Source organism: Mesorhizobium sp. f-mel (genome assembly GCF_053850215.1).
Genome location: NZ_JBSPTO010000010.1, coordinates 1 through 12,077, shown reverse-complemented (window position 1 = coordinate 12,077; position 12,077 = coordinate 1). Strand labels below are relative to the sequence as shown.

The following is a 12,077-nucleotide window of genomic DNA, read 5'->3' as shown; positions in this document are numbered from 1 at the left end:
CTCTGATTCATTCCGCCACCATGTGCGACATCATCACTCCGCAGCGGCTAACTTTGCAAGTGTGTCAGCTCCAGGACACGCGCGGCCGATACCATGGCTCAGTCGCATAAGATAGATTATGGAACTGAGTTGCGATTTTGATTGCGTGCTTTCGGCCCAACCTCGTTCCCTGAGCGGAACTGCGGTTGTTAGCGTTTGCGTCTCCTGGGGCGCACACAGGCTCCTACGCCGCTTGCGGCACGCAGGCCTCGCAGATCGCCGCGATGTGCCGGTGGTCGGTGCCGCAACAGCCGCCCAGGATGCGCATGGTCGGAAACGAAGCTGTCAGCCTGCTGTAGCGCCGCCCGAGATCGTCCGGGTCGCCCGCGTCGAGCGTTTCCGATTCGTCCAGTTCGGCATGGCTTTTGGCCGAAGCGTTCGCCTTTACGCCATAGACGCGATCGACCCAGCGCTCGCCCTTTTTCAGCGCCTGCATGAAATGCGTCGGATGGGCGCAGTTGATCATATAGTAGGCCGGCGCACCATCCGTCGCGTCGTCGACCCTGTCGATCGCCTCGCCGAGCGCCATGCCGGTCACCAGCTTCCCGTCCGTCTCCACGGTGAACGAGATCATGCAGGGCATGGCATGCGCTTTGGCCGCCCGCGCCACGCCGATTGCCTCTTCGAAATTGGTGAGCGTGTAGGCCGACACCATATCGGCTTCGGTCCGCGCGAAACTCTCAATTTGCACCGCGTGATAGGCTTCTGCCTCGTTGGCATCCATCTTGCCGGCTTTGTAGCCGTCGCCGCGCGGTCCGATCGCGCCGCTGATGACGCAGGGCGTTTCGGCGGTCTCGAACTCCTTGCGCAGGTCGAGAAGAAGCTCGATCGAGGCCTCGTTGACGGCGCGTAGCGCTTCCGGCCCGTAGCCGAGCAAGGTTCCCCAATCGGGATTGGCTCGCCACGTCGGCGTGTCGAGGATGAAGCCGGTCCCACTTCTGCGCGCAATGGTCAGATAACGGACGTAATATTCCTTGAGCTTCTGCCGGCCTTCAGGCGTTGCCATCAGCGTGAAGGAAGCAAAGTGCGGAAGGTCGAGGCCTTCGTGAAAGATGAGAGTCGTTTCCATGCCGCCATCGCTCAGGAATGTTCTGTTGGCGAGTTGCGGCAGATTCTGGCGGTACTTGGCCATGTGTGTCTCCAGTGGTAAGATAACACCGTGCCGCCCTGGTGGCGGCCGGTTCGGAATAGCCAAGTTTTAGCAGCACGTGCCGCCGGTGCGGTAGAAGGCTTGTGGTCCGGTACTCCACCGAAGCGGAAACCGCAGCAACTACAGACGGATAGCTGCGATGGGTCGGTCGAATTGCTATCGGTGCCGATGTTGGCGGGTGTGAAAACCATACCGCCGGTACAGTTGATTTGAGGGCATTCGGTCATGCGCAAGGGTGCGGAAACGCGCGAACGCATTCTGGAGATCGCCGAGGCCTCGGTGCTCGCCAAGGGGTTCGGCGCGACTTCCATCGAGGAGGTGATCGCCGAAGCCGGCATTACCAAGAGCGGCTTCTTCTATCATTTCAAGGACAAGAACGAACTCGCCCGCGCCTTGATGCTGCGCTACGTCGAGGAGAATGACCGCATCTTCGATGAGGTGTTTCACCGCGGCCGGCAATTGTCCGATGATCCGTTGCAGTCGTTCCTGATCACGCTCAAGCTGCTTGCCGAGCTGATGGGCGACCTGCCGAACGGCCACCCCGGCTGCCTGATCGCGACGTTCACCTATCAGGAGCGCCTCTTCGACCGCAACGTTCGCGACATCGCCGCCGACGCCGTACGTTCCTGGAACGGGCGTTTTCGCGATGCGCTGAACGAGATCGCGACCGTTTATCCTGCCCGCAAAGGCATGGATCTCGACGACGTGGCCATCATGTTCTCCTGTGTGATCGATGGCGGCATCATCATGTCGCGGGGGCTCGGCGATCCCCGTGTCCTCGGACGCCAGATCCTCGCCTTCCGAAGCGTCATAAAGATGCTGTTCGCGCCGGCTGCGCCCGACATCATGCTGCCAACCGCCCCCACCGCCATCGCCGCCGAATAGGGTCCGGCACGTTCGATTCAGGCTGCCAGCGTCGCTACGACGGCTTGCGCTGCTTTGACCATTGCTTGTGGCTCGGCGGCGAACACCGCGTCGTGCGCGCCGGCCGCTGCCCATACGCGGTAGAAACCGAGCAGCATTTTGTCGGCGAACGTCGGGATCGCGATCAGATGGCCGATCGGCGCTACGCCGCCAATGGCAAAGCCGGTTTCGTCGCGGATCTGCCGCGGGTCGGCGCGCTTCAGCGGCTCGCCGATCAGTGCGGCAGCCTTGGCTAGATCCAGCTGATTGGAGCCGGAAACCAGGAAGAGAAACAGCTTTCCGCTAGCTTGTCCTTGGAAAACCAACGATTTGACGATCTGTGCAACGGTGCAGCCGCATTGCGCGGCGGCTTCCTCGGCGGTGCGTGTCGAGGCGCCCATGCGTCTGATTTCGATGTCGAGGCCGGCATCGGCTGCTGCCTTGGTCACACGATCGATGCTGCCAGCCATGAAGAACCGAACCTATCATGCTGATTCAAAATTGATTTCGATCATCATACCATCATAGGCTGGCTCGACATCGGCCGGCGTCTCCGCCATCACCGTGGCGTAGTCGAGCGGCACATGCATATGCGTCAGCACGGCCTTTTTCGGCGCAAGTTTTTCGATCCAGTCGAGTGCTTGGCCGAGCGAAAGATGGCTCGGATGCGTCCTGTATTGCAGCGCGTCGATGACCAGCATGTCCAGACCGCGCAGCCGTTCGGCCGTGGCGTCGGGGAAATCGCTGATATCGGGGCAATAGGCGAGCCCGCCGATACGAAAACCAAGCGATATGATGTCGCCATGGATTTGCGGCAGCGGCTCGAGGGTGAGGGCACCCCCCTCGCCTTCGATCACCACCGGCCTGGCGTGGTCGATGATATGGGGCTCGACGATGGGCGGGTAGGAACTGCCTAGCGGTGTTTCGAAACAATAGCCGAACGCTTCCCGTAACCGCAGCATGGTGGGCTGGTCGGCGTGGATATCGATCAGATGACGCTGCTCGAGCACGAAGCCGCGCAAATCGTCGATACCGTGGATATGGTCGGCATGCGGATGCGTATAGACGACTGCATCGATGCGCCTGACCGCTGCCAGCAGCATCTGCTCGCGGAAATCCGGCCCGGTGTCGATGACGACGGTGGTCTTGTCGCCGTTTGCCGCGATCCGCTCGACGAGCGCTGCGGTGCGCATGCGCCGGTTCCTCGAATTGGCCGGATCGCAATTGCCCCAGTCGCCAGTAATGCGGGGCGTGCCCGGCGATGAGCCGCAGCCGAGAATGGTGAGGCGCAGCCGGTCGCTCATGCGTCAGGTGCTCAGCGCGCTTGGGCGCGGCATCTTCCTGAACAGCCGGAAGAAATTGTCCGTGGTGACGTCTGCGATCTCGGCCTCGCTGACGCCGATCGTTTCGGCCAGCACCTTGGCTGTATGCGCGACATAGGCAGGCTCGTTGCGCTTGCCGCGAAACGGTATCGGCGCGAGGTATGGCGCGTCGGTTTCGACCAGCAGGCGGTCACGTGGCACATCGGCGGCGATGGCGCGCAGCTCGGCCGAATTCTTGAAGGTCAGGATGCCGGAAAAGGAAACATAGCCGCCGAGCGCCACGCCGACTTCGGCCAGCCTGCGCCCGGACGAAAAACAGTGCAGGATGAAGGGGAAGGCGCCCTTCCCTGTTTCATCCTCGAGGATATCAGCCATGTCGCTGTCGGCGTCGCGCGAATGGATGACCAGCGGCATGCCCGTCTCGCGCGCGGCGGCGATATGGGTTCGAAAACCCTGCGCCTGGGCAACGCGCGGCGCATGATCGTAAAAGTAATCGAGCCCGGCCTCGCCGATCGCCACCACTTTGCGATGAGCGGATAGCCGGACAAGATCCTCGACAGTCACATCAAGCTCTTCGGCGGCGTTGTGCGGATGGGTGCCGACCGAGCAACAGACTTCGTCGAAAGATTCAGCGATCTCAAGTACTTGTTGGAACCGCTTCACACGCGTCGAGATCGTCACCATACGACCGATTCCTGCGGCTAAAGCGCGGGCGACGATGGTCGCCCGCTCCTCTGCGAAATCCGGAAAGTCGAGATGGCAGTGACTGTCGACCAACATCAGACGCTTGCATCCGTCTGCTCGACATAGCGTGGAAACACCGGTTCCGGCGCCGGCAGAACCGTACCTGAAACCAGCGCGTGACCCTCGGCGACATGCGCGAAATCGCGGCTGTCCGCCGGCACCGCCAGCAGGTCGAGCAGCTTTGCCGCCGAGGTCGGGACGACGGGCTGGCAAAGGATCGCGATACGCCGGATCACCTCGGCTGTCGTCCACAGCACCGTTTCCATGCGCGCGGGATCGGTCCTCTTCAGCGCCCACGGCTCCTGCCCCGCGAAATAGCGGTTGGCTTCGGCCACCACGCCAAAGATCGCCGCCAGCGCCAGATGGATGCCCTGTTCGGCCATCGTCCTGCGCGCGGTGACAAGGGCAGCACTTGCCTGGTCGAGGATCGCCTTGTCGGCATCGTTCGGTTCACCGCGCTTCGGCACCATGCCGCCGCAGTTCTTGGCGATCATTGACAGCGAGCGCTGCGCCAGATTGCCGAGATCGTTGGCGAGGTCGGCATTGGTGCGGTTGACGATGGCCTCGTGGCTGTAGCTGCCGTCCTGGCCGAACGGCACTTCGCGCATGAAGAAATAGCGCACCTGATCGAGGCCGTAATGCTCGATCATCGCGAACGGATCGACGACATTGCCGACCGACTTCGACATTTTCTCGCCGCGGTTGAACAAAAAGCCATGCGCGAACACGCGCTTCGGCAGTTCGATTCCTGCCGACAGCAGGAAGGCCGGCCAGTAGACGGCGTGGAAGCGGACGATGTCCTTGCCGATGACGTGGACGTTCGCCGGCCAGAAGGACCATCTGTCATTGGCCGTATCCGGATAACCGGCAGCCGTGATGTAGTTGGTCAGTGCGTCGACCCAGACATACATCACATGCTTGTCGTCGCCCGGCACCGGCACGCCCCATTTGAACGTGGTGCGCGAGATCGACAGATCCTTCAGCCCGGATTTGACGAAGCTGACGATTTCGTTGCGCCGCTCCGCCGGACCGATGAATTCGGGGCTGCTCTCATAGAGCGCGAGCAGCCTGTCCTGATAGGCGGAAAGGCGGAAGAAATAGCTCTCTTCCTCGGTCCATTCGACGGGCGAGCCGAGCGGTTCGCGGCGTATGCCGTCGTCGCCGACCTTGGTTTCGGCCTCGTCGAAATAGGCTTCCTGCCGCACCGAATACCAGCCGCTATAGCGGTCGAGGTAGATGTCGCCATTCTCCGCCATGCGCGTCCAGATCGCCTGGCAGGCCTTGTAGTGGCGCTCCTCGGTGGTGCGGATGAAAACGTCGTTAGAACAGCCGGTCGCTTCGAGCATCGAGCGGAAGATCGCCGAATTGCGATCGGCAAGCGCTTTCGGCGTCAGGCCTTCAGCGTCCGCCGTTTGCTGCATCTTCAAGCCGTGCTCGTCGGTCCCCGAGACGAAGAAGACGTCCTTGCCGTCGAGCCGCTGGAAGCGGGCAAGCGTGTCGCTGGCGATGACATTGTAGGCATGACCGATATGCGGCTTGCCGTTCGGATAAAAAATCGGCGTCGTGAGGTAGTATTTATCGCGTGCCATGGATGAGCCGTCATGAATGTCTGAATGAAAGATGCCGGTGAGATATCGCATCGAAACGGCGATTGCCATCCCGATGGGCCGTCACATTCGCATTGCAGAATTCAAGCGGTCGATCATGGTCAAGGCGTGCTGCTTCCTGTCGAGATTGTAGGTGTCGGTTTCAGATATAGCGTTCAAAGCCTCGTGCCAAGTATCCGACAGAGTTTTCGCCCGCGCCAGATCGCCCGCCAGCGCGGCCTGGCTTGCGCCGGTCGAGAGCAGGTCGAGCGCACGGCGATTGAAGATATCGAACTGGATCGCCTGGTCGCGACCGGCGACCGCTTCCGCGAGGCGATAGGCACCGGCAACATCGCTCTTTCTTGCTGTCGCCAGGGCGTCGAGCGTCTCGGCGATTTCCAGCCCGCCATACTGCGTCAACAGGATTGCGGTGCGCGCGCTGCCCCCTGCCCGCTTGGCCAGTGCCGCGCGCGCCGCGGGATCGCCCGGCGGCGGTGGTTCGACGCTCTCCAGAACCGTCATCAGGCTCTCAGCGTCGAGCGGCGTCAGCCGCACCATCTGACAGCGCGAGCGGATCGTCGGCAGCAGGCTGCCCGGCGCATGGACGATGAGGATGAACAGTGTGCGTGCCGGTGGTTCTTCAAGATTCTTCAACAAAGCGTTGGCCGCATTGGTATTCATGTCGTCGGCCGGATCGACGATCACCACCCGGTAGCTACCGTCATGCGAGGTCAGCGACAGGAAGCGGCTGACCTTGCGGATCTCATCAACGGTGACGACCGTCTTGAAGCTCTTCGTCTTATCGTTCGGCGGGCGGGTCAGATGCAGCACCGAAGGATGTGCGCCGGTGGCGATCTGGCGAAACAGCGATGACGCCGGATCAGGAACGGCAAGGACTTCCGGCGCCTGTTCGAACGCCGGATGCTTCAACAGATGATGCGCAAGGTGAAAGGCGAGTGTCGCCTTGCCGATGCCGACCGGTCCGACAAAGATCAGCGCATGCGGCAGCTTCCCGGAGCGATAGGCCGACGCCAGCATGATCGCTGCCTGGCCATGTCCAACCAGGCGCGGGGTCTCGGACGGCTCCGGAACGCCGTCCAATGTGTCGTGTTGTTCTGGTGCGATCCGTTCGAAAATCATCCCGGCGCCTGCTTCCTGTGCGCCGTTGTCATCGTCTCCAGGGCCGCGAACACGGCGGTGGTGACGACATTCTCCACTGTGTCGGGGTCGGCGGACGCGTCGACGACGATGCAGCGCTCGGGCTCTGCCGCGGCGATCGCCAGAAAGGCTTCGCGGCGGCGCTGATGGATATCAAGCGTTTCCTTTTCGAAACGATCGGCGCCGGTATCGGTGCCCCGCCGTGCCGTGGCGCGCCGCAGCCCTTCGGCCGGGTCGATATCGAAGATCAGCGTCATGTCGGGCACCATGCCGTTGATGGCGACCTTTTCCAGCGCGCCCATGAACGCCGGATCGAGGCCGCCGGTGACGCCCTGGTACACGCGCGAGGAGTCCATGAAGCGATCACAAAGCACGATCGAGCCGCGCTCGACCGCCGGCCGGATGACCTGCTCGACATGGTCGGACCGCGCGGCGGCGAAAAGCAGCGCCTCCATCCTGGGGCCGAATGGCTCGGCAGCGCCGGAAAGCAGGACATGCCGGACCGCCTCTGCGCCTGGCGAGCCCCCCGGCTCGCGCGTGACAAGGACATCGTATTTCTTGGCGCGCATCTTACTGGCCAGCCGCTCGATCTGCGTCGACTTGCCTGCCCCTTCTCCGCCTTCGAAGGTGATGAAAAATCCGTGCACCAAAGCCTATATCCATGCTGCGGGACCGTAATAGTCCTGACTTGAGAAAAGGTCCACGCCACGGTGCCAAACCGCGTCGCGTCTGAAGAGATGCGACGCGCTTTAGGCCCTTTTCATGCGTGTCGTCGCCTCAAACCGCTGAGCACTTTTGGGCGACACGCATTAACGCAGCCAGCCGACGGCCAGTTCCTTGGCAGCATCGAGCGCGCGTTGCGGCAGCGAGCCGACGCCGATCGATTCGGCCGCGAAAAGCGGCGTCTCCTGGCTCAGCGTATCACCGATCCAGACCCGCAGCGCACCCACTGGTTGCCCCTCCTCCACCGGGGCTGCAACCGGCCCGTCATAGACGATCTTGGCGGTCAGCTTGTCGCGGTTGGCGATGGGCAGGAAGATGACCACGGGCGCTTTTGCCTTCAGCGCCACGCCGGATTTCGCACCGCCGAAAACCTGGGCCTCGCCGACCACCTCGTCCTTGGCGAAAATCTCGGTCTTCTGGAAGGAACGAAGGCCCCAGTCGAGCAGCTTTCGCGCTTCCTCGGCGCGCTCGCGGTCGCTTGCCAGGCCGCTCATCGCCGCAATGACCCGCCTGCCACTTTGGCTGACCGAGCCGACGACGCCGAAGCCTGATGCCTCGCTCCTGCCGATCGCCAGGCCGTCGGCGCCGATATCCATCGCCAGCAGCGGGTTGCGGTTCCTTTGGGTGATCTTGTTCCAGGTGAAATCCTTCTGGCCGTAATAGCGATAGAGGTCCGGGTACGAGCGCCAGATATGCAGGGCCAGAAGCGCAAGCTCTCGAACCGTCGTTTGCTGACCGTCGGCCGGCAGACCGGTTGAATTGACGAATGTCGATTTCTCAAGGCCAATCTGCCTTGCGCGCTCGGTCATCTCAGTCGCGAAATTCGCCTCCGATCCCGCAAAACCTTCGGCGATGATGATGCAGCCGTCATTGGCGGCCTGAACCGTCACGCCCTGGATCAGGTCTTCAAGCCGGATCGTTGACTTCAGTTTGGCAAACATTGTCGACGTCCCGGATGGCGCCCCGCCCGTGCGCCATGCGTTTTCACTCACCACGAATGTGTCGTCGAGCGTCACGCGCCCCGATTTGATGGCGTTGAACACCACCTCCATCGTCATCAGCTTGGCCAGCGACGCCGGCTGAATCGGCCTGTCGGCATCCTTGGAAAACAGCACCGTTCCGGTTTCGGCATCGATCATGAAGGCCTGCGCGGCCTTGGTCTCGAAAAGCTGCGCCGCGGCCGGAGCCAGCGAAAACAGCAGGAGGGCAAAACCCAAAAGCCCGGCGAGAGGCGCGGCGAAGCGAGATTTCATGAGAAGTTCGACCTGTCAGCCGGTATTTCTGGGGAAGCTCTAGGCTATCAGGCTTTGTCCCGGCCGATCAACCACGCGATAGACAACAGGGGCAGAACTTCAGGTCTTGCCGGTCAGTTCCGAACCACGAGCGCGTCCGGTGCGCCATGCGACCATGCCGCCTGCAGCATCTCGTCCAGGCTGCCATGGCCGTCCGGATAGAGGTTGACCGAGGACCAGTCCTTGCCCTCGAATTCGGAGCGCTGGATTTCGGTCTTGCCGAAGCTGGAAAGCCGGGCTGCCACACGCTGCGCCTCGGCGACATCCTCGAACGAGCCCGCCGCGATATAGTCCGTGGGCGAATCGGCGGGAGGAGCTTGCCGCTTCCACGATCGAAGGATTTCGGCAGGCGACATACCGGCGCCATCCAGCGCGGCAAAGACATTGGGGGCGCGCTGCACGCGTTCGTCCGCGTAAGACAGCGACGCTACGCTGAACGGCGATTGCGCCGGCAGATTGATCTGCGGGCGTTCCGGCACGATCGGCCCGAAATCGGGCAGCGTCACATTGCCAAAGGCTGGCGCCTGCGCCGCAATGACAGGCTGTGCTGATGCGGAATTCGTCAACTGACCGGGAAATGGAGCGGCGACAGCGCCCAACGCCCTGCTCGGCGATGGCCCATTCATGGCGATCATGACACCGGTCGGCAGGCCGTCCGACGGATCCGGCACCCTGTTCCCTGGATTGTAGGAGGCCATCAGGTACTGATCGTCATTACCGTCAAGCGGCGCCCGACCGACATATTCGACCTTCACCTTGGCCGTGCCAATATTGGCATAGTCGAGCATTTCGGCGGCGCGCTTCGAAACATCGATGATGCGCCCGTCATGGTAAGGGCCGCGATCGTTGACGCGCACGATGACCGAGCTGCCGGTCTTCAGATTGGTGACGCGCGCATAGCTCGGCAGCGGCATTGTTGGATGCGCGCCGGTCAGATGTGTCATGTCGTAGACTTCGCCGTTGGCGGTCAGCCTGCCGTGGAACGCTTCGCCATACCAGGAGGCGAGACCCATCTTGGCATAGCGCTTATCTTCTTTCGGGTAATACCACTTGCCGCGCACCTGATAGGGCTTGCCGAGCTGGTCGCGTCCGCCGCCACGCTGCAGGCCCGACATCTTGAAGGTGACGCGCGGGCTGGCCTTCACGCCGTATTCGGATTCGGAAAAATATTCCTTGGAGCGGGGTTTCTTGTTGACCATCGCCTTCGGCTGTGGCGGCGCGGCGCAAGCCGCCAGCAATGCAGCCGACAGGGCAAACAAGGCGAACGCGGAAGCGCGACGAAGACGCGGGCGCGCCGTGCTTTGCATTTTCGGTTGTCCCCTCTCAACAAAGGCACCGCAACTTGATCGTCGGCGGGGCCAAAACCCACTCGACAAACGCCAGCGCCACCTTGATTCGCAATCCCTTGTGCACAGGAATTGTTTATCACCGTATTAACCGATTGTGGTCGGAACCGGGCGACATTGTGGCACAAACCGTCCCGGTGGTCGCTGTGAAAAATCACCGCTTTTCGACCTTCGGCGCTGCGCTGTTCGGCTTGCTTTCAGCCCCGCCGTCAAGCGCCCATGCCCTGCCCTTGGCAGGAACGGGCAACGGCCGGTTGACAGGACTTCGCTAGGCGCACTAGAGCAATGAAGCGCGGACGATCTCCAGGCGGCGCAGCGGTGCCAACAGGTATGAGTTGAGATCAGGACGAGCATCCAAGTGGTTGAAAAATCACGATGGAGGGATGGCCGAGCGGTTTAAGGCACCGGTCTTGAAAACCGGCGTGGGTGCAAGCCCACCGTGGGTTCGAATCCCACTCCCTCCGCCAATGCACCCTGCCCCAACTTTCTCTGCCCGTGCTTCACGGCACGGAACCCCGCGGAACTGCGGGCTTGAGAGAAACCTGTGAACCACGGGCGCGCCCATTCACGTTGAATGAGCGTTCTCTTTGGGCGAAATTCTCCAAAGCTATGAACCACGCAGATTTGGTTCAGAGGTTTTGGCCTCAACAATTTCAGCGGCTTACGGAGCAGGCGACCATTTGGAGTTGGCAGCCTTCTCGCTAGGCGACCTTAGTTGAAATCCAAATCGTATGTCCGCATTTGACCATTGCAGACCTTCATTCTCCTCGCCGCGATTGGCAGCAGTGCGCCGCAAGTCGGCCATAGAGCGCAAACTCGCGCTGGCCGCCGGGCAGGCCACGAAACGAAGACGCTTCTCGCCATTTCCGCGCAGCGCCGCTAATCTTCCGCGACGGTGGATGAGTGCTTATGCACTGTCACATCGAGACTTGTCGGCTAGGCGCTGAGGGGCTGCTTCAGATTTGTCACCAGCAGGCATGCATCTGGTTATCCCTATAGGGTCAGTGAACGGCTGGTTTTGGTCCGCCAAGCGGACGTAAAGGTAGACGCACGCGAATGACCAGAAAGGGTCAGGCCGAGACGTCGGCATCCACGACTTGTACGTCCGCTAGCGATTTTCCGATGCCAGAAGCGGCCCAGCTGCTTCCGGCCACAAGCCTGCGGGGAGGAAATGCGCCTCATGTCGACCAAAAGCCAAACTTTGTCTCCGCCCGGAAGCAGACATCCCGGGTGACCATGCTGGAAGTCGTAGTCGCGCCATTTCCCGACATTCATGGTGTTTCTCCAAACCCGCCGTTCGCGCTTCGGCAGGTGTCGGCCCCGTTGACGACCTTGGTCGTTGCAGATTTGAACGTCCAAACCAGGTCGGGAACCTGACCTTCAGCGCAAGAGCATTCGGGAGTGCTCTAGTGTGGGTCATTCACGACATTTGGCGTCCGGTCACATCGAGGCCCGCCCAAGTTTCAAGACGTTGAACACCGCAAGGACGCGCGTATCTGAAGATCCAATCGGTCTCACCGCTGTATCACGCCATGGCACGGATGAGACGACCCATTTGTTTACTGCGGCGCTCGAGACGGCTGGCGAAAAGGGGCGACCCGCAGATGCATTTTCGTGTTATGATGGGTTTGCAACACGCGTAATCTCGACCTCGGCAATATGGCAGAGGCCGAAAGCTAATTTGCCCTGGGCAGGAAGTTTTTGCGCCCCCCAGCACGGGCTCAACTCCGAAGCCCTTGTCGTGTTGCCTTTCTTGACTGATCCGGGGCGAGGAGGTTGTCCATGTCCACGAGTAATCTCGACCGCCCGCTGCA

The 12,077-nt window shown here is 61.6% G+C and carries 12 protein-coding genes and 1 tRNA gene; 3 read left to right on the top strand and 10 right to left on the bottom strand.

Annotated elements, in window-relative coordinates; genetic code table 11:
- Window positions 1-223: 223 nt before the first annotated feature.
- Window positions 224-1,171: a homocysteine S-methyltransferase family protein gene (locus ACWUKX_RS14715; protein ID WP_456007611.1), complete on the bottom strand. Its 948-nt coding sequence runs from the start codon at window positions 1,169-1,171 to the stop codon at window positions 224-226.
- A 243-nt stretch (window positions 1,172-1,414) separates the two neighbouring features.
- Between ACWUKX_RS14715 and ACWUKX_RS14710 the strand changes: the two genes are divergently transcribed.
- Window positions 1,415-2,074 (top strand): TetR/AcrR family transcriptional regulator, encoded by a 660-nt coding sequence (locus ACWUKX_RS14710; protein WP_095520601.1) that lies wholly within the window; start codon window positions 1,415-1,417, stop codon window positions 2,072-2,074.
- A 17-nt stretch (window positions 2,075-2,091) separates the two neighbouring features.
- On the opposite strand, the gene ACWUKX_RS14705 is transcribed toward ACWUKX_RS14710, so the two are convergent.
- The 8 genes from ACWUKX_RS14705 to ACWUKX_RS14670 all read right to left on the bottom strand — a co-directional run bounded on the left by ACWUKX_RS14705 (window position 2,092) and on the right by ACWUKX_RS14670 (window position 10,224).
- A complete protein-coding gene (locus tag ACWUKX_RS14705) occupies window positions 2,092-2,562 on the bottom strand; it encodes a YbaK/EbsC family protein (RefSeq protein WP_456007609.1) in 471 nt (156 codons plus the stop codon).
- Between the two features lie 15 nt (window positions 2,563-2,577).
- A complete protein-coding gene (locus tag ACWUKX_RS14700) occupies window positions 2,578-3,396 on the bottom strand; it encodes an MBL fold metallo-hydrolase (protein ID WP_287091922.1) in 819 nt (272 codons plus the stop codon).
- 3 nt (window positions 3,397-3,399) lie between these two features.
- Window positions 3,400-4,194: a TatD family hydrolase gene (locus tag ACWUKX_RS14695; RefSeq protein ID WP_456007607.1), complete on the bottom strand. Its 795-nt coding sequence runs from the start codon at window positions 4,192-4,194 to the stop codon at window positions 3,400-3,402.
- Complete coding sequence (metG, locus tag ACWUKX_RS14690) at window positions 4,194-5,747, bottom strand: methionine--tRNA ligase (RefSeq protein WP_456007808.1); 1,554 nt, start codon at window positions 5,745-5,747, stop codon at window positions 4,194-4,196. The genes ACWUKX_RS14695 and metG overlap by 1 nt, the downstream gene beginning before the upstream one ends.
- 81 nt (window positions 5,748-5,828) lie before the next feature.
- The gene (locus ACWUKX_RS14685) at window positions 5,829-6,884 is read right to left on the bottom strand and encodes a DNA polymerase III subunit delta' (RefSeq protein ID WP_456007605.1); all 1,056 of its coding nucleotides are present in this window, start codon (window positions 6,882-6,884) and stop codon (window positions 5,829-5,831) included.
- A complete protein-coding gene (gene tmk / locus ACWUKX_RS14680; RefSeq protein ID WP_456007603.1) occupies window positions 6,881-7,552 on the bottom strand; it encodes a dTMP kinase in 672 nt (223 codons plus the stop codon). Before tmk ends, ACWUKX_RS14685 begins: the two co-directional genes overlap by 4 nt.
- A 159-nt stretch (window positions 7,553-7,711) precedes the next feature.
- Entirely contained in the window at window positions 7,712-8,878 is a 1,167-nt protein-coding gene (locus ACWUKX_RS14675; RefSeq protein WP_456007601.1) for a D-alanyl-D-alanine carboxypeptidase family protein, read from the bottom strand.
- A 113-nt stretch (window positions 8,879-8,991) separates the two neighbouring features.
- Window positions 8,992-10,224: a septal ring lytic transglycosylase RlpA family protein gene (locus ACWUKX_RS14670; protein ID WP_456007599.1), complete on the bottom strand. Its 1,233-nt coding sequence runs from the start codon at window positions 10,222-10,224 to the stop codon at window positions 8,992-8,994.
- 35 nt (window positions 10,225-10,259) lie between these two features.
- Between ACWUKX_RS14670 and ACWUKX_RS14665 the strand changes: the two genes are divergently transcribed.
- Together ACWUKX_RS14665 and ACWUKX_RS14660 are read left to right on the top strand one after the other, a co-directional pair.
- Window positions 10,260-10,535 carry a hypothetical protein gene (locus tag ACWUKX_RS14665; RefSeq protein ID WP_456007597.1) on the top strand — a complete coding sequence of 92 codons (276 nt, stop codon included), beginning with the start codon at window positions 10,260-10,262 and terminating at the stop codon, window positions 10,533-10,535.
- Window positions 10,536-10,640: 105 nt separating this feature from the next.
- Window positions 10,641-10,730, top strand: a tRNA-Ser gene (locus ACWUKX_RS14660).
- Between the two features lie 1,150 nt (window positions 10,731-11,880).
- Here the strand turns inward: ACWUKX_RS14660 and ACWUKX_RS14655 are convergent.
- On the bottom strand, window positions 11,881-12,077 hold a 197-nt coding region (locus tag ACWUKX_RS14655), incomplete at its 5' end, for a hypothetical protein (RefSeq protein ID WP_456007595.1).

What these genes read in the sequence shown, in the direction of transcription:
- ACWUKX_RS14675 (WP_456007601.1), bottom strand. Translation starts at nt 8,878, where the DNA reads ATGAAATCTCGCTTCGCCGCGCCTCTCGCCGGGCTTTTGGGTTTTGCC.
- ACWUKX_RS14670 (WP_456007599.1), bottom strand. Translation starts at nt 10,224, where the DNA reads ATGCAAAGCACGGCGCGCCCGCGTCTTCGTCGCGCTTCCGCGTTCGCC.
- ACWUKX_RS14700 (WP_287091922.1), bottom strand. Translation starts at nt 3,396, where the DNA reads ATGAGCGACCGGCTGCGCCTCACCATTCTCGGCTGCGGCTCATCGCCG.
- metG (WP_456007808.1), bottom strand. Translation starts at nt 5,747, where the DNA reads ATGGCACGCGATAAATACTACCTCACGACGCCGATTTTTTATCCGAAC.
- ACWUKX_RS14705 (WP_456007609.1), bottom strand. Translation starts at nt 2,562, where the DNA reads ATGGCTGGCAGCATCGATCGTGTGACCAAGGCAGCAGCCGATGCCGGC.
- ACWUKX_RS14695 (WP_456007607.1), bottom strand. Translation starts at nt 4,194, where the DNA reads ATGTTGGTCGACAGTCACTGCCATCTCGACTTTCCGGATTTCGCAGAG.
- ACWUKX_RS14685 (WP_456007605.1), bottom strand. Translation starts at nt 6,884, where the DNA reads ATGATTTTCGAACGGATCGCACCAGAACAACACGACACATTGGACGGC.
- ACWUKX_RS14715 (WP_456007611.1), bottom strand. Translation starts at nt 1,171, where the DNA reads ATGGCCAAGTACCGCCAGAATCTGCCGCAACTCGCCAACAGAACATTC.
- ACWUKX_RS14710 (WP_095520601.1), top strand. Translation starts at nt 1,415, where the DNA reads ATGCGCAAGGGTGCGGAAACGCGCGAACGCATTCTGGAGATCGCCGAG.